Annotated in this window: 14 protein-coding genes; 9 read left to right on the top strand and 5 right to left on the bottom strand. The window is 71.0% G+C overall.

Annotation, left to right across the window (positions count from 1 at the left end; translation table 11 throughout):
* The first annotated feature begins 88 nt into the window (after window positions 1–88).
* The gene (locus HLB44_RS33045) at window positions 89–586 is read left to right on the top strand and encodes a hypothetical protein (RefSeq protein WP_173133825.1); all 498 of its coding nucleotides are present in this window, start codon (window positions 89–91) and stop codon (window positions 584–586) included.
* Window positions 587–614: 28 nt separating this feature from the next.
* Here the strand turns inward: HLB44_RS33045 and HLB44_RS33040 are convergent, their stop codons facing one another.
* Together HLB44_RS33040 and HLB44_RS33035 are read right to left on the bottom strand one after the other, a co-directional pair.
* A complete protein-coding gene (locus HLB44_RS33040) occupies window positions 615–1,763 on the bottom strand; it encodes an HD-GYP domain-containing protein (protein ID WP_173133823.1) in 1,149 nt (382 codons plus the stop codon).
* Between the two features lie 20 nt (window positions 1,764–1,783).
* Entirely contained in the window at window positions 1,784–3,475 is a 1,692-nt protein-coding gene (locus HLB44_RS33035) for a sensor domain-containing diguanylate cyclase (RefSeq protein WP_173133821.1), read from the bottom strand.
* A gap of 178 nt (window positions 3,476–3,653) precedes the next feature.
* Here HLB44_RS33035 and HLB44_RS33030 point away from each other — a divergent pair, with 178 nt between their 5' ends.
* The 6 genes from HLB44_RS33030 to HLB44_RS33005 are packed head-to-tail and all read left to right on the top strand — an operon-like array spanning window position 3,654 to window position 10,417.
* On the top strand, window positions 3,654–6,557 hold the full coding sequence (locus HLB44_RS33030; RefSeq protein ID WP_173133809.1) for an EAL domain-containing protein: 2,904 nt from the start codon (window positions 3,654–3,656) through the stop codon (window positions 6,555–6,557).
* A gap of 24 nt (window positions 6,558–6,581) precedes the next feature.
* Complete coding sequence (locus tag HLB44_RS33025; RefSeq protein ID WP_173133807.1) at window positions 6,582–6,731, top strand: hypothetical protein; 150 nt, start codon at window positions 6,582–6,584, stop codon at window positions 6,729–6,731.
* Entirely contained in the window at window positions 6,728–7,600 is an 873-nt protein-coding gene (locus tag HLB44_RS33020; RefSeq protein WP_173133804.1) for an HDOD domain-containing protein, read from the top strand. Before HLB44_RS33025 ends, HLB44_RS33020 begins: the two co-directional genes overlap by 4 nt.
* Window positions 7,601–7,623: 23 nt before the next feature.
* Window positions 7,624–8,541 carry an ATP-binding protein gene (locus HLB44_RS33015; RefSeq protein WP_173133801.1) on the top strand — a complete coding sequence of 306 codons (918 nt, stop codon included), beginning with the start codon at window positions 7,624–7,626 and terminating at the stop codon, window positions 8,539–8,541.
* Window positions 8,538–9,881 carry a response regulator c-di-GMP phosphodiesterase, NosR family gene (nosR, locus tag HLB44_RS33010; RefSeq protein ID WP_343051712.1) on the top strand — a complete coding sequence of 448 codons (1,344 nt, stop codon included), beginning with the start codon at window positions 8,538–8,540 and terminating at the stop codon, window positions 9,879–9,881. The genes HLB44_RS33015 and nosR overlap by 4 nt, the downstream gene beginning before the upstream one ends.
* On the top strand, window positions 9,878–10,417 hold the full coding sequence (locus tag HLB44_RS33005) for a response regulator (protein WP_173133799.1): 540 nt from the start codon (window positions 9,878–9,880) through the stop codon (window positions 10,415–10,417). Before nosR ends, HLB44_RS33005 begins: the two co-directional genes overlap by 4 nt.
* A gap of 42 nt (window positions 10,418–10,459) precedes the next feature.
* On the opposite strand, the gene HLB44_RS33000 is transcribed toward HLB44_RS33005, so the two are convergent.
* Window positions 10,460–12,955 (bottom strand): ATP-binding protein, encoded by a 2,496-nt coding sequence (locus HLB44_RS33000; protein WP_173133796.1) that lies wholly within the window; start codon window positions 12,953–12,955, stop codon window positions 10,460–10,462.
* 176 nt (window positions 12,956–13,131) lie between these two features.
* Here HLB44_RS33000 and HLB44_RS32995 point away from each other — a divergent pair, with 176 nt between their 5' ends.
* Complete coding sequence (locus HLB44_RS32995; protein WP_173133793.1) at window positions 13,132–13,338, top strand: hypothetical protein; 207 nt, start codon at window positions 13,132–13,134, stop codon at window positions 13,336–13,338.
* Window positions 13,339–13,425: 87 nt separating this feature from the next.
* Here HLB44_RS32995 and HLB44_RS32990 read toward each other — a convergent pair whose 3' ends face one another.
* Entirely contained in the window at window positions 13,426–13,788 is a 363-nt protein-coding gene (locus HLB44_RS32990; RefSeq protein ID WP_173133791.1) for an ankyrin repeat domain-containing protein, read from the bottom strand.
* A gap of 80 nt (window positions 13,789–13,868) precedes the next feature.
* On the opposite strand from HLB44_RS32990, the gene HLB44_RS32985 reads away from it, so the two are divergent.
* Window positions 13,869–14,417, top strand: coding sequence for a GNAT family N-acetyltransferase (locus HLB44_RS32985; RefSeq protein WP_173133789.1), 549 nt, complete (start codon window positions 13,869–13,871; stop codon window positions 14,415–14,417).
* On the opposite strand, the gene HLB44_RS32980 is transcribed toward HLB44_RS32985, so the two are convergent.
* Complete coding sequence (locus tag HLB44_RS32980) at window positions 14,404–19,131, bottom strand: WD40 repeat domain-containing protein (protein ID WP_173133787.1); 4,728 nt, start codon at window positions 19,129–19,131, stop codon at window positions 14,404–14,406. The genes HLB44_RS32985 and HLB44_RS32980 overlap by 14 nt on opposite strands.

Below are 19,131 nucleotides of genomic sequence, written 5' to 3'. Positions count from 1 at the left end.
GGAACGTGCCTGCTGCACTGCAGCATCTAGGGGTGTTCAAGGCGGGCGTCGTCCCTAGGATGCCGCCAACACACCACTGGAAGCTGCCATGCCTGAACGCACCGTCATCCTGAATGCCGAGCGGATCCTGAAAGAGTGCCGCATCGGCGCCGACACGATCGAACACCTGCACGGCGCCTACCGCAGTCCGGTCGAGCGCATTCCGACCCAGACCGCCGGCTGGCACGGCGCCGACGACATTGCCACGCTCGAAGGCCTGGGCGGTGAATTCCTGTGGGCCGAGAACCCGCTGCAGCCGGCGCGCACCACCTTCACCTTCGATCCGGGGCACGTCGGCAGCCAGGGCCGGTACAAGCTCGCGCGGCTCGCCGGCATGCCCGAGGAGGGCATCTTCTATTGCGTGCCGAACAACCCGGCGATCGGCTGGGCCTTCATCAGCCTGGTGCCCAAGACCGGCATGGCGCGGCCCTTCACCGTCGCCGGCATGTTCACCGATGCGGTATCGAAGATCAGCATCCTGCTGCTGAACAAGACCGACGCGCAGGGCCCGGTCGAGCCGCCGTTCGCCGCACAGCGGATCGTCTAGCAGGCCGCTCCGACCAAGCGCTAGGAGCTCAAGCGGCGACCAGCGCCAGCAAGCGGTCGAACGGCAATTGCAGCGCCGCATCGTGCGGCGCCAGCGCGGCCTTGACCGCGTGGTCCGGCTGCACGGCGGCCTGGCGCAGCGCCGGCGTCGCCAGCGGGCGGCCGGCAGCATCGGCCACCGCGGCGACGGCCGGCGTGTTGGCGCGCGCGCCGCGGCGCAGCACGATGCCGAGCTCGCCGCTGGCCAGGCGCACGCGGCAGCCCGGCGGATAGAGCCCGAGCGCGCGGATCAGCAGCATGCCGGCTTCGTCCGGCTGGCCGTCCTCGGCGAGGTAGGCGGCCTGCGCCGCCGCCGCGGCGGACATGGCGCGGCGCGATCGGCGCGGGCTCAGCCGCGCGGTGAACAGGTCGACGCGCTGCAGCACGCGCGCCAGCTGCAAACCGGTGCTGCGCTGGCCGAGCGGGCCTGCAGTGGCGTCGTGGTGATGGGCGACGGCTTCGAGCCAGGCTGGGTCGGTGACGCCGATCTCGGCCAGCAGCTTCGCGGCGCCGCGCGAATGGCCTTCGACGACCGCCCGCTGCGCCGGCGTCGGCGCCTCCGATTGCTGCGCCAGCTCGTCCTGCAGCGCGGTCATCCACACGTTCATCGTCAGCGCCGCCAGCGTCAGCGAGCGCTGCTGCGCCTCGGACCAGCCGGGCAGCTGGCGCGCGATCAGCATCGCCGACGCGGCGCACAGCAGCGCATGCGTCGCGCTGTACTGCTCGACCGAGGTGCTGGCCAGGTGCACCAGCGCGAACAGCGTCTTGTCGGGCTGGCGCCGCAGCCGCTCGGACAGCTCGTGGCGCAGCGCCTCGAGCTCGTCGAGAAAACCGGGCGTGCGCGGTGCGCGCAGCAGCCGGTCGGCGCGCGCCTGCAGCGCCGGCCAGTAGCTGGCGTCGGCATCGCGCAGGCCGGCCCGCTGGTCGAACGCGGCGCATTCGTTGGCCGCCGGCGCCCGCAGGCGCTCGGCCTCGTCGGCTTCGACCCACAGGCCGCAGGCTTGCGGCAGGCCGCGCAGCCCCTCGGCCGGCCAGGGCGCGGCGCGGCGCAGCAGCACCGCGCCGCGCGCATCGCGCACCGTGCAGGGAACGGGGCGGCCGGCATGCAGCAGGCCAGGGGGCAGGGGGACGATGCGCATGGTGTGTTGGGGGGAAGAGATCAACGAAACAGGACGAGGCGGGGCGGTTCGGCGCGCGCGGCGCGGCCGGCGGCCTTGGCGGCATAACAGGCCGCATCAGCGGCCTGCTTCCAGTGGTCGGCATTGGCAATCGCCGGCGTCAGCAGCGTGACGCCGACGCTGGCGCCGACCTGCAGCACGCGCCCTTGCCACGGCACGGCGAGCTGCAGGATCGCTTGGCGGATCTCCTCGGCGGCGCGCGCGGCGCCCTCCGGCGCGCAGGGCTCGAGCAGCACGGTGAATTCGTCGCCGCCGGTGCGGGCGACCAGGTCGCCGGCGCGCACGCGCGAGGCGATCGCTCCGGCCACGGCGCGCAGCACCTCGTCGCCGGCGGCGTGGCCGGCGTCGTCGTTGACCGGCTTGAAGTGGTCGAGGTCGATCGCGATCAGCGCCGCCGGCGGCCGATCGCGCGCGTCGAGGCCGTCGACTTGCGCGAACAGCTGCGCCAGGCGGGCGTCGAAGGCCTCGCGGTTGACCAGGCCGGTCAGCGCATCGTGCGTTGCCGACCATTCCAGCTTGCGCAGCGCCTGGCGGTTGCAGGCTTCGAGCTCGGCGCGATCGATCGCCGCCTGCTTCAGCACCGCGGCCAGGCTGCCGATCTCGCCACCGGCCTCCGGCCAGCCGGCGCCGGGCGCAAGCGTTGCATCGAACAGCTGCTTGGCACGCCGTTCGAGCGTGGCCAGCGGCTTCAGCTCCAACGTGATCAGCAGCCAGGTCAGCAGGGCCATGCCGATCAGCACGCCGCCTCCCCAGGCCAGCGCATGGCTGCGCGCAGCCAGCAGCGGTGCCAGCAGCTCGGCTTCCGGCAGCGCGCGCCAGACCACCCAGTCCGGGCCGGCGACGCCGGCCGCGCTGACCAGTTGCCCGGCCTGCTCGAAAGCCAGCCCGCCCGGCTCGACCGGCCGGCCGGCGCTGACCCATTGCGCATGCGCCTGCGTGAAGCGCGGCTCGTCGGCCAGCTTCTTCAGCAGCCGGGCCGGATCCGGATGCACCAGGATCAGGCCGTTGCTGTCGGTGACGATCAGCAGCGCGCGAGCACCGTCGCTCTGCAGCTGGACCAGCTCGCCGAGCAGCTCGCGCTTGGCCAGCGTCAGCGTGCCGAAGAGCGCACCGTGCACGCCGCCCGCGTGCTTCAGCGGCTGGCTCAGCACGACGATCGGCTCGCCGGTGACGCGGCTGGCCAATGGCGGCGAGATCAGCGGCCGCTGTTCGGTGAGCGTCTGCCGAAACTGGTCCAGGTCACCCAGGTACAGCGCCGAGCGCTGCAGGCCGCGCGCATCGTGGCGCACGCGGGCGTGGCCATCGGTGCCGGTGACCGCCAGGTTGTGGAACATCGCCAGCAGCACCGGCTTGCCGGCGACGAACTGGAACAGCCGCGTGTCGTCGGCCAGCGTGGCCGGGTCGAGCTGCGCGGCCACCACCTGCAGCGCGCGCTGGTGCTCGACCACCCGGCGCGACAGCACGGCGGCGGCCTGGGTCACCGCGGTCAGCTCGTCGCGGCGCTGCGCGCTCAGCGTGTCGCGCTCGGCGCGGCCCAGCAGTGCCGCGCCGAGGGCCAGCAGCGCCAGCGTGAAGGCCAGCAGCGTCGCCGTCGTCAGCCGCCACTTCAGCGATCGGAAGCGCGCCGGCGGGGTCGTCGGGGCGGGTGGCGAAAGCGGCAGCGCGGCGTGCATGACCGGGCTATCGACCCGCCGACGCCCGGTGTTGATGGGCGCTCGCAAAGCAACGTGATGAAATCCCCGTATTTATCAGTTTTGCCCTTTATTCATTTATTGCACAGTCGAAATGCAGTCAGCCAACCCCGCCGCAGCCTGTCGCGACGGGGCCGATCGCCCAACCCGATGGACCTCCATGGATCTGTCCTCCCCGCTCGTCGACACCTTGCTCGCGCTGCCCGCTGCCGTGGCGCCGGCGCTGGTCGAGGAGGTTCCGATCGGCATCTTCGTCGTGCAGAACGGTGTCTTCCGCTACGCCAACGCGGCGTACGCCGAGCTGGTCGGCTGGCCGGCCGCCGAGCTGATCGGCCGGCCGCAGACGTTCACCACCGCGCCGGACTTCCGCGAGCACGCCGACTCGGTCGTGCAGCGGCGGCTGGAGGGCAAGCCCGGCCGCCCCGGGCTGACGCGCCACCTGCGCCGCGACGGATCGGCCTTCGACGGCCAGGTCTACGCCCGCTTGATCGACTACGCCGGCCAGCCGGCCGTGCTGGTGACGCTGCTCGACGTCAGCGAGCTGCAGCAGGCGCGCCGCGTCGCCGAGTGGAACGCCGGCATGCTGGCGCGCACCGAGGCGCTGTGCCGCTCGGGCTCGTTCGAGATCCAGCTGCCCTCGGGCCAGCTGCTGCTGTCCGAAGGCCTGTGCACGCTGGCCGGCCTGGAGCCGGACGCCTCGCGCGAGGCGCGCATCGATGCGCTGGACTGGGTGCCGGCCGATGAGCGGCCCTTCGTCGCCGGCTTCTGGCGCAACGCCGATCCCGGCGAGCCCTTTGAATTCCAGCACCGCGTGCAGTGCGCCGATGGCCGCAAGCTGCAGGTGCTGCACCGCGGCCGGCTCGAAGTCGGCGAAGGCGGCGGGCTGCGCGGCTTCGCGATCCTGCAGGACATCACCGCGCAGAAAGAGGCCGAGCTGCGCATCCAGGAGCTGGCCAACCACGACGAGGTCACCGGCCTGCCGAACCGCGGCGCCTTTCTCGACCAGGTCGATGCGGCGATGCACGCCGCGCGCTGGGACGGCCGCGGCGTCGCGCTGCTGGCGCTGGACGTGCGCCGCATCGCCGAGATCAAGAGCAGCATGGGGTTCGGCGCCGGCGACACGCTGGCGATGGCGCTGGCCGCGCGGCTGCGCGGCGTCTGCGGCGACGGTGAGTCGGTGGCCCACCTGGGCGAGACCGAATTCGCGCTGCTGATCGACTGCGACCCGCGCGAAGCGCAAGGCTTGATCGCGCAGCGCGGCGAGGCGCTGCTGCGTGCGCTGCAGGTGCCGGTGCGCCTGGGCTCGACCGACGTCTACCCGCAGTGCCTGATCGGCGCCGCCGCGTTCCCGACCGATGCTGACAGCGCCGACCGGCTGCTCGAATGCGCGCAGACCGCACGCGTTGGATTGAGCGCCGGCCGCGGCATCGCCTTCTTCAAGCCCGAATCGAACAGCCGCGTGCTGCGCGAGATGGCGCTCGAATCGGCGCTGAGCCACGCGATCGACAACGGCGAGCTGCTGCTGCACTACCAGCCGCAGGTCGACCTGGCCAGCGGCCGCGTCTGCGGCGCCGAAGCGCTGCTGCGCTGGCGCTCGCGCGAGCTCGGCACCGTGTCGCCGGGCGAATTCATTCCGGTCGCCGAACGCTGCGGCCTGATCGGCGCGATCGGCGACTGGGTGCTGCGCGAGGCCTGCCGCCAGATCGCCGCGTGGCGCCGCGCCGGCCTGCCGCCGCTGCGCATCGGCGTCAACCTGTCGCCGATGCAGCTGCAGCCGGACCTGGCGCGCCATGTGCAGGCCGTGCTGGTCGAGACCGGCGCCGATCCGGCGAGCCTCGGCTTCGAGGTCACCGAGGGCACGCTGATGGCCGACGTGACGCTGGCCGCGGCGGTGCTGCGCGACGTCAAGTCGCTCGGCGTCGAGATCTCGCTCGACGACTTCGGCACCGGCTTCTCCAGCCTGTCCAGCCTGTCGAGCCTGCCGATCGACATCGTCAAGGTCGACCGCTCGTTCGTGCACGACGTCACCGGCTCGTCGAAGGACGTCTCGGTGACGCGGGCGGTCATCAGCATGGCGCACGGCCTGCAGATGCAGGTCCTGGCCGAAGGGCTGGAAACGGACGGGCAGCTCAGCCTGCTGGTGGCCAACGGCTGCGACCGCGCGCAGGGCTACTGGTTCAGCCCGCCGCTGGCGGCCGATGACTTCGAGCGCCTGGTGCGCGAGCAGCGCTCGCTGCCCGAGAAATTCCTGTCGCGCGAGCGGCGCCGGCGCACGCTGCTGCTGGTCGACGACGAGGAGAACATCCTCGCGTCGCTCAAGCGCCTGCTGCGCCGCGACGGCTACCACATCGTCACCGCCGGCAGCGCCGCCGAAGGCCTGCAGCGCCTGGCCGAACACGAGGTCGACGTGATCGTCTCCGACCAGCGCATGCCCGGCATGACCGGCGTCGAATTCCTGCGCCGCGCCAAGGAGCTCTACCCCGACACCGTGCGCATGGTGCTGTCTGGCTACACCGAGCTGCAGTCGATCATCGACGCGGTCAACGAGGGCGCGATCTACAAGTTCCTGACCAAGCCCTGGGACGACGAACGGCTGCGTGCGCACGTGGCCGAAGCCTTCCGCCAGAAGGACCTGGCCGACGAGAACCGGCGCCTGTCGCGCCAGGTGGAAGCGGCCAACAACGACCTGGCCAGCGTCAACGCCCGGCTCGAACACCTGCTCGCGCAGCGCCACGACCAGGCGCTGCTGCTCGAAGCCAGCGCCGGCAGCATGCGCGAGCTGATCGACCGCCTGCCGGCCGCGGTGCTCGGCATCGACCCCGACGGCGTGCTCGTCTTCGCCAACGGCGAAGCGATGCAGCTGCTGCCGGATGCCGACAGCCTGCTCGGCCAGCCGGCGAACGCGGTGCTGTGGCCGGCGCTGTTCGACGCCACCGGCCGGCTCACCGCACTGAACAGCATCGTGACCCACCAGGGTCGCGCGATGCGCGCCGTGGCGCGCCAGATTTCGATCGAGGGGCAGGACCGCGGCCAGGTGCTGCTGCTGCTGCCCCAAGCCGCTTGAACCCGCCCACAGGGAGAACTGAACATGACCACCGTTGCCACCGAACCCAAGACCGCCGAGACCGATGCCATCGAGCGCCGCGTGCGCCATCTCTTTCGCGCGCTGACCCGCGCGGGCCTGGTGCACCCGCTGGAGCACCTGATCCTGCGTTACCGCTCGGGGGTGCTGGGATGAGCGCAGCGCACATCGATCCGGGCGTGCTGCAACAGCGCGTCGCGGCGTTGCCCGCGTTGCCGAAGGCGGCGCTCGATGCGCTGGCCGCGCTGCGCGACGACGACACCTCGGCCGAACATTGCGCGGCGCAGATCGCACGCGATCCGGCGCTCGCCGCACGCACGCTGCGGCTCGCGAACTCCGCGTTCTACGGCCTGGCCGGCCGCGTCGGCAGCGTGCGCGATGCGGTCAACATGCTCGGCCGCCGCACGCTGTGCTCGGCGATCACCGCGGCGGTGGTGAGCGACCAGATCCGCGAGGTGCGCTGCGAAGGCTTCGACTTCGCCGGCTTCTGGCGCCATGCCGCGGGCGTGGCGATCGCGGCGCGCGCGGTCGCCCGCGAGCTGCAGCTGGACGAGGAGGCCGCCTTCACCGTCGGTCTGCTGCACGACATCGGCCGCCTCGCGCTGGCTGCGTACTTTCCGCAGCAGCTCGCCGCGGTGCTGCGGCGTGCGCGCGCCGAGGACCTGCCGCCCTGCGAGCTCGAGGAGCCGCTGATGCACGTCGACCATGCCGAGCTCGGCGCGGCGATCATCGCGCAGTGGCGCCTGCCGGCCGCGGTGGTCGACGCCGTGCGCCACCACCACCGGCCGCCGCTGCCGGCCTCGGCCAAGGGCGCCAGCCCGCCGCGCGCCGACCTGGCCGACGTCGCCCACCTCGCCGATGCCGTGGCGCATGCGCTGGACCTGTCGGAGGCCGAGGACGAAGCGGTGCCGCAGGTCGACTTGGCCGCCTGGGGCCGGCTCGGGCTGAAGCCGGCGCAATTCCACAAGATCTTCCAGCAGACCGAACAAGGTGTGGCCGCGCTCGGCCAGGCCCTCGGACTGTGATTCGCCCAGGCCAGGAGTCCACGATGGACATGACCGCGCAGCAGGTAGAGAACCTCATCCGCACCAATGAATCGCTGCTCGAGCTGAACCGCAAGCTGCAGCTCGCGCAGGACCAGCTGATGCAGTCCGAGAAGCTGGCCTCGATCGGCCAGCTGGCGGCCGGCGTCGCGCACGAGATCAACAACCCGGTCGGCTACGTGTTCTCGAACTTCGGCACGCTCGAACGCTACCTGGCCGACCTGTTCCGCATGCTCGGCGCCTATGAGGAGGCCGAGCCGCTGCTGGCCGGCACGCCGGCCGCGCGGCGGCTGGCGGACCTGCGGCGCGAGATCGAGCTCGACTACCTGAAGGAAGACGTGCCGACCTTGATGGCCGAGTCCTGCGAGGGCATCAAGCGCGTGCGCAAGATCGTGCAGGACCTGAAGGACTTCTCGCATGTCGACGCGCGCCAGGAATGGGAGTGGGCCGACCTGCACAAGGGCATCGACTCGACGCTGAACATCGTCAACAACGAGATCAAGTACAAGGCCGACGTCGTGCGCGAGTACGGCGCGCTGCCGGAGATCGAGTGCCTGCCGTCGGAGCTGAACCAGGTCTTCATGAACCTGCTGGTCAACGCCGCGCACGCCGTCAGCAAGGAGCGCGGCACGATCGTCATCCGCAGCGGCGTCGACGCGGGCGGCGCCGCGGCCTGGGTCGAGGTCGAGGACGACGGCTGCGGCATCGCGAAGGAAAACCTGTCGCGCGTGTTCGACCCTTTCTTCACCACCAAGCCGGTCGGCAAGGGCACCGGGCTCGGGCTGTCGCTGTCCTACGGCATCGTCAAGAAGCACGGCGGCCGGCTCGAGGTCGACAGCGAACCGGGCCGCGGCACGCGCTTTCGCATCACATTGCCGGTGCGCCGCGCCGCGCTCGCCGTTGCCGAGGAAGCCGTCCAGTGACCAACGAGATCCTCGATCGGCCACCCGAAGCGGCGGCCCCGCCGCCCGCCGACGCCGCGTCGTCGTCGTCGCTGGCGACGGTGCTGTGCGTCGACGACGAGCCGAACATCCTGTCGTCGCTCAAACGCGTGCTGCGCGGCCACGGCCTGTGCGTGATCACCGCCGGCGGCGGCGCGCAGGCCTTGTCGATGCTGGAGAAGATGCCGGTCGACCTGGTGATCTCCGACATGCGCATGCCCGGCATGGACGGCGCACAGCTGCTCGAGCAGGTCAACGAGCGCTGGCCGCAGATCGTGCGCATCCTGCTGACCGGCCATGCCGACATGGACTCCACCGTCGCGGCGATCAACCGCGGCCGCATCTTCCGCTACCTGCCCAAGCCGTGGGACGAGGCCGAGCTGATCAGCACCGTGCGCCAGGGCCTGCAGCTGCAGCACCTGGAGCGCGAGCGCGCGCGGCTGGAGAAGCTGGCGCAAGCGCAGAACGCGCAGCTGCAGGCGGTCAACATCGAGCTCGAGGCGCGTGTCGCCGCGCGCACCGCGGAGCTGAAGGACGCCAATGTCCGGCTGCAGCGCAACTACCTGAAGTCGATCAAGGTCTTCTCGAACCTGCTCGAGCTGCGTGACGGCACGCTCGCCGGCCACGGCCGCCGCGTTGCCGAGACCGCGCGCGACATCGCCCGCAAGATGGGCCTGCCCGAGGAAGAGCAGCGCCAGGTCTTCATCGCCGGCCTGCTGCACGACATCGGCCTGATCGGCATGGCCGACAAGGTGCTCGGCAAGCCGGTGGCGCGCTACACCGAGGACGAGCTGACGCTGTACCGCGAGCACTGCGTGCAGGGCGAGCAGTCGCTGATGGCCCTGGACGACATGCACCCGATGATGCCGATCATCCGCTCGCACCACGAGCGCTGGGACGGCACCGGCTTTCCGGACCGCCGCTCGGGCACCGACATCCCGCTCGGCGCCCGCATCCTGGCGGTGGCCGACGCCTACGACGACCTGCAGAACGGCATGGTCGCCGGCACGCCGACCAGCGCGCTCGAAGCGCGCACGCTGATGCGGCTGGCGCGCGGCAAGCAGTTCGATCCCGAGGTGCTCGACGTCTTCCTGCATATCACCGAACCGGAGCGGCCGAAGGTCGAGACGCGGCTGATGCTCGGCTGCGATGCGCTCGAGCCCGACATGGTGCTGGCCTCCGACCTGATCTCCGCCCGCGGCGTGCTGATGCTCACCGCCGGCCACCGCCTGACGCCGGCGCTGATCCGCCGCATCCGCGAATTCGAGCAGCGTGAGGGCGGCAAGCTCGAGCTGCATATCCGTCCCCGAGGTGCCGCATGATCACGACGACCAAGATGCCCCCCGTCACCCGCCTGCTGATCGTCGACGACGAAGCCCCGGTGCTCGCCGCGCTGCAGCGCGCGCTGCGCCAGCGCTTCGGCGCGCGGCTGCAGGTCGAGACGCACACCGATGCGCACGAGGCGCTGATCCGCCTGCGCGACCAGCCTTTCGACATCGTGCTGTCGGACCTGCGCATGCCGCAGATGGACGGCCTGACGCTGCAGACGCTGGCCTCGGCGATCCAGCCGAAGAGCGTGCGTTTGCTGCTGACCGGATCGGCCGACTTCGAGACCGCGCAGCGCGCGATCAACGAAGCCGGGCTGTTCCGCTACCTGACCAAGCCGTGGCTCGACAGCGAGCTCGCCGCGCATCTCGAAGCGGCGATCAGCGAAGCTGCGCGCATCGCGCCGCCGGCGCCGCCCGTGCCGACGTCGGCGCAGGAGCGCGAGCGGCAGCGGCTCGAAGCGCTGGAGCCCGGGCTGACCCACGTGCAGTGGGGGCCGCAGGGCGAGGTGTTGATGCCGCCGTTGGGCTGAGCGGCACGGGCATCGCTGCCCTGCGGGCCGAAAACGCTTGCGTCAACCCGGCTCGCCGAAGCCGATGCGGATCGCCTCGACGGCATCGATGTGTTCGCCTTCGGCGATCAGCGTTTGCGATCGTGCCTGGCCAAGGCGCTCGACCACATGGCGCCGGGCGTCCTCGTACGCTGCGACATACACAGGCTCGCGCGTGATCTCGAGCTCGCGGTAGCGGGCGTCAGCGTAGCCGATGAGGCGCGCCGCATCGGCCTCGCGGCCGTCCCGGGCGGCCAGCAGCGCCATCAGATCGGCACGCAGGTACACCAGTCCGAGCGGGCACGCGAGCGCTGCCGATTCGCGCAATGCGTTGCGTGCCTGCGCGTCGCGGCCGAGCGCGGCGTGTGCCATGGCCAAGGAGTGCAGGCAGTGCGACAACGGCACCGCATTGCAGTGCAGCTTGCGGGTGCGCTCGGCCAGATCGGCAGCCAGGTCATAGGCCTCGTCGTGGCGCTGCTGCAGCAGGAGCATCTCGACGAGATTCCAGCGGGCGACGACTTCAGATCGGGTGGGTCCACAGCCGGCGAGCAGACGCAAGCCCTCGCGCAGGGTCTGTTCGGCCGCGACCACGTCGCCCCGGAGGTAAGCCTCGCCCGAGCTTGCCAAGACGCGTTGGCAGCGCTGCCCGGGCGGCCACTGCGGCTGTTCGAGCGCCGCTGCCTCGCCCAGCGCAGCCTGACTGGCCGCGGCGTCGCCGGGCAAGCCGCGGCCGACGCCGAGGCACAGCGCCAGATAGAGCTCGATGCGCCGATCGACCAGGCGGTACTGCGCGACGGCGACGCGCCACGCCGCTTGCGCCCGCGACAGGGGCAGCACGCGAGCGTATCGTTCCAAGGCGTTCCATGTCCGGGCCGCGGCCAGCGGCGGGGTGTCCGCCGCCAGCAGCGCCTGCCCCGCCCGGATCGCTGCCAGGCCTTCGTCGTACAGGCTCAGCCGGTTCAGCAGCTGCGCGACGTGCGGCACCAGCTCGACCGCCGCCGGCGCGTCGTGCAACAGCGCCCAGTGCAGTGCAATGCGCAGGTTGTCGAGCTCGGACTCGTAACGCAGCACGAACTCCCGGTCGGACAGCACAAACTCGTCCCCGATCGCCGGGTCGAAGTGTCGGCTCAGTGCCCGTGCATGGCGCCGTTGTGTCGCCATGGCCTCGCCGGCCTCGTTCAGGCGTTCGAGCGCATAGGCACGGCCGCTTTCGAGCAGGCGGTAGCGCGGCGCCTCGCCGCCCTCGACCGACACCAGCGAGCGATCGACCAGCGCGCCGAGGGCGTCGATCACTGCCCATTCGTCCATCCCGTCTTCGCCGCCGATCACGGCTTGCGCCAGCGCGAGCGTGAAGCCGCCGGCGAACACGCCGAGGCGCCGGAACACCAACTGCTCGGTGGGCAGCAGCAGCCGGTAGCTCCAATCGAAGGTGGCGTGCAGCGTCTGCTGGCGGCTCGGCGCGTCGCGCCGGCCGGCCGTCAACAGGCGGAAGCGCTCGTCCAGCCGCGCCGCGAGCGCAGTCAGGCCGAGCAGCGGCGCCCGCGCCGCAGCCAGCTCGATCGCGAGGGCGACGCCGTCGAGGCGGCGGCAGATGTCGATCAACAGCGGCACGCCGGCGGCGCCGACCGAAAAGTGCCGCTCGGCCTGTTGCGCGCGTTGTACGAACAGGGCCACCGCGCCGAAGCGCATCGCGGCGTCGAGCGCCGCCGTGCGCGGTGCACAGGCCAGCGGGGCCAGCCGATAGACCTGCTCGCCGACGAGTCTGAGCGGCAGTTGCGAGGTGACGAGCAGGCGCAGCCGCGGGGCACGCTCGAGCAGCGCCTGTACCACGCGGGCGACCTCCTCGACCAGGTGCTCGGCGTTGTCGAGCCCGAGCTGCAAAACACGCGGTGCGAGCTGGGCGCTGAGCGCTGCCAGCGGGTCGACACCGGGCGGCAGCTGCACGCCGCAGGCGGCGGCGATGCCGCTGAGCACCAGCGCCGGTTCGACCAGCGGTGCCAGTTCGACCCATGCCGTGGCTTGCGGCAATGCGCCGTGCGGCTCGTCGAGCAGCAATGCCTGCGCCAGGCGCGTCTTGCCGATGCCGCCCGCACCGGTCACGGTCACCAGCGCGTGCTGCTCGCACAGCGCACGCAGCGCGAGCAGATCGTCGGCGCGACCGAGCAGTTCGGGCCGGTGTGTCGGCGCGCGCGGGGGCTCTGTGGGGTCGGGCGGGGTCGTCGCAGGGGCCGGCGCCATGGCGAAGCGATAGCCGCGCCCGGGGATGGTGGCAATCGCCTGCGGCCCGAGCAGCTTGCGCAGCGCGCTGACCTGCACCTGGAGGTTGTTCTCCTCGACGATCAAGCCGGGCCAGACGACGTCCATCAGCTCCGACTTCGGCACCGTCCTGTCGCGCCGCGCGTGCAGCGCGAGGAGCAGGTCGAAAGCGCGTGCACCGAGCGGGGTGGGCGCGCCGTCGGCCAGCAACTGGCGTTCGGTGGGGCGCAGCTCGAAGCGGCCGAAGCACCAGCGGTCGGACATCAGGGTCCTCCTGCGGCCAATGTAGCGGAGGCATCCGATCGGCGGCGCGAATTCGCGGCCGCATTTTCATAACGCTTAAGCCGCTGATTCAGCGCGCTCAAGGACTGAAGGCGGCCTCCAGCCGGACAGTCCATCCATCGCAGGAACGCGATTCAACCCCGCCCCAGGAGCCCCGAATGAACACCACCCGCACTTCCCCGATCGCACGCATCGTCGCTGCCGCTGCCGCCGTGGTCATCACCTTCACGGTGTTCAGCGGCGTGACTTCGGTCAGCGAGCCGCAGCGCAGCCAGCTGGCTGCGCTCAACAAGCATCGCGAGGCGAGCCAACAGCTCGCCCTGGCACAAGGCGCCGTGCAGCACCGGATGGTCGCGTCGAAGTGAAGGACCGACAGCGTCGCAGTGCAAAGCAATGTCGTCCCAAACGGCGCACGAGCCGCGCGCAGGCCGCACTGGCGCGTCCTTCGCGTGTCAGGCGCTGCGCCGCCTCCAGAACACCCAGCCACTGCGCCGGGCCGCCACCGCCGGTGCGCTTGCCTGCGCGCCCAGCGTCAGCAGCCGCTGCTCCACCGCATGCAACTGCACCTTGCGCGCGGCCTGCAACGGTGTCATCGCATCGAATTCCGACACCAGATGCGGATCGGCGCCGCGATCCAGCAGGTGCAGCGCAATGCTTTCCTGTCCGGCGAGGATGGCCCCCACCAAGGGCGTGGAAAAGAACTCCGGGTGCGCATAGTTGACGTCGACACCGCTCTTGACGTGGTACTCGACCAGCGCCAGGTCGCCGTCGCACGCCGCCTTGAACATCTCTTTCCAATCGCCGCCGGATGACATCAGCCGCTGCTCCCGTGTAGAAAAATCGTGAAATCGGCCGGAGTCTGCCATCCCCGGCGACCTGCGTTCCAATCCGCCCCATGACGATCCTGACCACCCCTCGCCTGCGCCTCGAGCCTTTCACCGACGCCCACCTCGACGGCCTGCATCGCCTCGGCAGCGACCCCGAGGTGATGCGTTACCTGAGCGGCCGGCCGGAGACGCGCGAGGAGACGATGGCCGGGATCGAGCGCGTCAAGGCGCGCTGGGCCGAGTGGGGTTACTCGTGGTGGAGCTTCGTCGAGCTCGTCAGCGGCGAGATCGTCGGTGCCGGCTGCATCCAGCACCTCGGGCGCGACAAGGCCCATCCGCTGGAGATCGGCTGGCGGCTGCGCCGTGACCGCTGGCAGCAGGGCCTGGCTTCGGAAGCGGCCGCGTGCATGGCCGCGTTCGCCTTCGACACGGTCGGCACGCCGGTGTTGTGCGCCGTCTGCCATCCCGACAACACCGCCTCGGCGCGCGTGATGCAGCGCCTGGGCATGCGCTACCGCGGCGTCGAGCGCTGGTACGACATGGACATGACGGTGTACGAGATCACGCGCCAAGACTGGCTTGCGCGGCGCGACGGAGCGCGAGTCACCGCGCGTTGAGCCGCATTGCCCGCAGCGTCGCCGCGTCGAAGGGATTGCGTCCGCCCTCGAGCGTGCGTACCCAGCCCTCGACTTCCTGCCGGTTCTCCGCCGGAAACTCGACGGCGACCATCGCGTCACGAAAGGCGCGGGCGGCCTTGGCGTGTTGCCCGGCCAGCGCCAGGGCGATCCCGTGGGCCTCGTGGGCCTGTCCGTCACTGGCTTCCGACCGCAGGGCACGCTGGCACAGCGGAACGGCATCGCGGCCGGCACCGGTCAGCGCCGCCTGGTAGCACAGGCTGCGAAAGTCGATGTCACCGCTGTCGCCGATCGCGCCGACCAGGGCCGATACCTGGGCGATGCTCGCGCTCGCCCGCGCCGAGTCGCCCCGATCGGCATGGCCCAGGGCTTCCTCGACGAGGCCGTCCAGGACGCCGACGCCCACCGCGGCCTGCGGGCAGGTGCGCCGATAGGGTTCGTCCTTCATGTAGGCACGCCACGTCGGCAGGTTCAGGTTGCGCGTCACCTTCTGGCACAGCCGGTCCTCGGCGCCGGGGAGGCTCTGCAGGCCCTGCAACGACCAGAAGACGAGTTCGCCGTCTTCGCCGCCGCTGAGCGCCGCCTGGCTGTCGGCCGCCACGGCAAGCGCTGTGATGGCCTTGGAGCTGACGGCGCGCAACAGCGCATGCGGCACCTGCGTCGTGGCATCCCACACATGGATCATGCCGCCCTTGCCGCCCCCGAGCAGCCAGCGGCCGTCGCGACTGAAGCTCAACACCGTGATGCCCGCTTCGCTGGTGATGAGGCGCCTCGTTGACGCGGACGCGGCACTGCGTCCGGGCTCCAGTGTGTACAACACCACGCCTCGGTTGTCATCGGCGGTCGCAAGCAGGCGTTCGTCAGGGGAAAGCGCATACGCGTCGGCGGCGATCGGAAGTGGCCGATGCGTGGAGGTCTCGGCGTGGCCCGCGCGCCAGTCCAGCACATCGACGGTCTCTTCGCTGGCGTTGCCCACCAGCAGCCAGCGGCCGCCGGCGCCGAAGCTCAAGTGGAACTCGTCCGAGGCCTCGCCGTTGAGCACGAAACTCGGACCTGACTGCACCGGCTGCCCTGCCGCCAGGGCCCAGGTTCGAAGCGCCAGTTCCGGTCTTCGTTCCTCCGTGCGCGACGCGACGATCGCCGGCGAACGCACGCGCGTGGCGCGCGTCGGCTTGAGGTTCGAAGAGAGGGTCGTGACGGCGCCCAGCCAACGCCCGTCCGCGCTGAATGCGAGGGCCTTGATCTGCTGCTCGACGACCCACTCGTGGAGCAGGCGTCGCTTCGACGAGTCCCACACCTCCACACGCGTGGACTCACTGTCGCTGGTCCGGGTCGCCCAGGCCACGTGACGGCCACCGCCGGTGACGGCCAGCGCCTCGACGGCGCCCGCATCGCGGGGAGTGACCGGCAAGTCGACGCGCTGCCCCGCGGCAGGCAGCCAGGCCAGCGTGCGCCGCGGCGGCGAGTCCGCATTGAGTTCACTGAGCCCCGCGCCACTGCCATCCGGTGCCAACGCGGTGAGCGGTCGCGCCGGGGTGTTCCCGCGACGCGACGGCTGCGACGCCGGCTCCATGCTGACTGCGGCGGGCACCTGGCCTCGCGCACCCCGATGGACTGTCTGCTGGTCGTCGATCGCGAGCAGTGGCGTCGTGGCGCCATTGCCGGCGGCGAGCCCTACCACGGCGTTGCGCGATGCGGGCAAGCGCTGCCGCTCCGCAAGGACCTTCGGTTCCCCGAGATGCAGCCGAAGGATCTGGGTACCGCTGCGCACGAGCAGTTGCCGCGAGCCATCGGCGAACGCCAGGGCGCTGGTGGTCGAACGCAGTGCGCTCACGGTGGGACGCAGCTTGCGCACGATCGACGAGCTGGTCGCGCCCAGCGGGGCAACGGCCAGGTGCGTCTGGAGACGAACCAATGGAGTGCTGGCCAGCACGGCGACGATCTCTCCGCCCGCGCCCTCCGCAATCGCCGTGGCGGATGCTTCCGGGGGGATGCGGTTGCCGCCGCCACCGCCCAGGTTGCGCAAGTCGAGCGTGGTATCGACTCGCAGGCGGCCCTCGTCGAGTTTCAGGCGCAACAGGCGCCCGTCGCTGAGTGCCGCCCACAGCGATTCGTGGGTCGTCGCAAACAGGGTCCGGGCCGGACGGCCCCCCGGCAAGGGCATCGTCTTCGCCTCGGCGAAATCGGGCCCTCGCCGCCACGAGACCGTGCCTTCATTGGTCAAGGTGACCAAGGCATCGCCGAGGAACTGCGCTTGCGACCCTTCACGAATGCTCAGGATCGTGCGGCCATCCGAGCCGTCGATGAGGCGCAACTCGCCGCCGCGGCTTCGCACGGCGAGCCAGCGACCCTGGCGGTCGAAGCCCAGGTCGAGCACTTCGCTGTTCATGCTCGGCAGCCGGTGCAGCACGCGCGGCGTCGGCACCATGGCCCACAGCGTCACGGCACCGCCTGGCGTGGTGGTGGCGGCCAGGCCACCGGTGCGCGCGAGCGCCAGTTGAGAGACGGCGGGCTCGTCCGGTGGAAGACCGCTCACCTCCAGACGCTGAAGACGGCCATCCTGCAGGCGGTGAACGGCCAGCGCCGGCTTGTCGCCGGCCGAGACGACCCAGGCGCCGTCGGCGGAAACCGCCAGGCTCTGGATGCGCGCGTGCGGCGCTTGCACGGTGCCGACCGGCAGGTCCTGGTCGACCGACCACAGCACGATCCGCAGATCGCGGCCCGCCGTCGCCACGCGAGTCCCGTCGGCGCTGATCGCGAACTTGTCCAATCCCGGCTGCGACCACGGCGGCAGTTGCCCCGGTTGCGCCATCGCCTGCCACAAGGCGGCTGCCGTCTCTTCGGTGCGGGCGATGCGCCACGCCTCGATGGCCAGCAAGGCGCCCGATTCGTTGTCGCTCTCCAGCAGCGACTGCACCGCGAGGCGACCGGACTGCGCCTGGCCGCTGAGCACCTGGGCGCGCTGGCGCTGCTCTTCGGCCAATGCCGTCTTCTTGCGCGCCAGTTCGTTGGCATCGACCAGCATGTCGTTGGTGGCCTTGTGCTGATCCACCTCGGCAGCCAAGGTCACCGCCTGGACGCTGTACCGGTGGGCGAGGGCACCGAGATCCTTGGTCCGCGCCTCGAGCTCGTCATTCTTCTGCGCCAGCTCGGTGTTCTTCTGCGCCAGCAATCGGCCGGCTTCGGCCCGGTCGACATCGTATTTCCAGAATGCCAACGCACCGACCAGCGCAAGCGGCAACCCGGCCAGCAGCACGACCCACCCGATGCGCGCGCGATTGCGCGCCGCCACGCTCGCATCGAGGAAGCGCATCGCCGAGGCGAACCCGGGATGGTAGCGTCGAGCCCAGGCTTCGGTGGGGCGCCAGGCCACGCGCCACAACTGCGCGGCGCGCAACTGCGGGTCGACCCACTTCGCCAATTCGCCGTCGTCATAACGTTCGGCGTCCTCGGCCAGGCGTCGATACTGCTTGGCCGCGTTCGCCTCCTCGTCGACCCATCCGCGCAGCGTGTCCCACAGCCGGATCAGCGACTCGTGGCTGATGTCGATGACGGTGGAGCCGACCAGCTTCGGTCGCCGATGCTTGGCCGGCAGCAGGAAGGCCCGTCCGGGTCGCCGGAACCGATCGATGACCTCGGCGACGGCCGCCTCGTCGGCTTCGGCGACTTCGGCCAGTTCGCTGAGCACCGTGCGCCGCCGCGCTTCCCGGTAGTCGGCCGATCGGTCGCAAAGCCGCTGGAACACCTTGCGCGCGATGGCACGCTGGGCTGCGCTGAGCTCCTGCAGGACCTCTTCGGCGTGCTCTGACAAGGCCTTGTCGAGCGTGCCGATACGCCGATAGTGCTCCAGATCGATCAGCGACTCGGGCCGGCGATCGTCGGCCCAGGCCTCCCAGGTCCGCATCAGCGCATGCTGCAGCACCGGAAGCAGGTCGACCTTGTCGCCGACATCGTTGAGCATCTGCTGGACGAGGCGCGGGGCGATCGTGGCGCCGCCCACCGCCACCGGCCCCTCGATCGCCTGCCGGCGCTGGTCGCGCGTCATGCGCGGCACCAGGTACTGGCCGTCGTTGAGCGCTTCGGCCAAGCCGCGGAACTGCGCGCAGTCGCCCAGGTAGTCCGAGCGCATCGTCAGCACGACATGGATCGGCAATGTGGACTGGCGCGCTTCGAGCAACAGCGCGACGAAGGCGGCCGCGTCATCCCGGCCGTCGGCGGCCATCGGACGCGCCATGCGGAACAGCTCCTCGAACTGATCCACCACCACGAGCAGGTTGTCGCCCGGCGGCAGCCGCGCCTGGGTGATCACCTCGATCAGTCCGAGACTGCCGCGCCGCAGGACGGTTTCGATCTGCGCCGCGCGAAGCGATATGTCGACGCCTTCCTCGCCCAGCGCCGACGGACTCGCCAGCTCTTGCGCCAGCTGGCGAATCGGCGTTTCGCCCGGGGTGAACACGGCAATGCGCCAATTGGGACCGGCACTGGCCATCAGTCCGCCCTCGAGCTGAGGCAGCAGGCCAGCGCGCACGAGCGAGGACTTGCCGCTGCCCGAGCTGCCGACGACGCCGACGAAGCGCGTACGCGCCAGCAAGGCGATGATGGCCACGCTCTGACCGTCGCATCCGAAATACAGGTGCGTGTCGCCGGCCTCGAAGGGCCGCAGACCGGGGAACGGGTTGGCCGGGCGGTCGCTCAT

This window comes from Pseudaquabacterium terrae, from assembly GCF_013266755.1.
GTDB classification, from domain to species: Bacteria; Pseudomonadota; Gammaproteobacteria; order Burkholderiales; family Burkholderiaceae_C; genus Pseudaquabacterium; species Pseudaquabacterium terrae.
The sequence above is the reverse complement of the archived record's forward strand: the minus strand, read 5'-3'. Positions and strand labels throughout refer to the sequence as shown.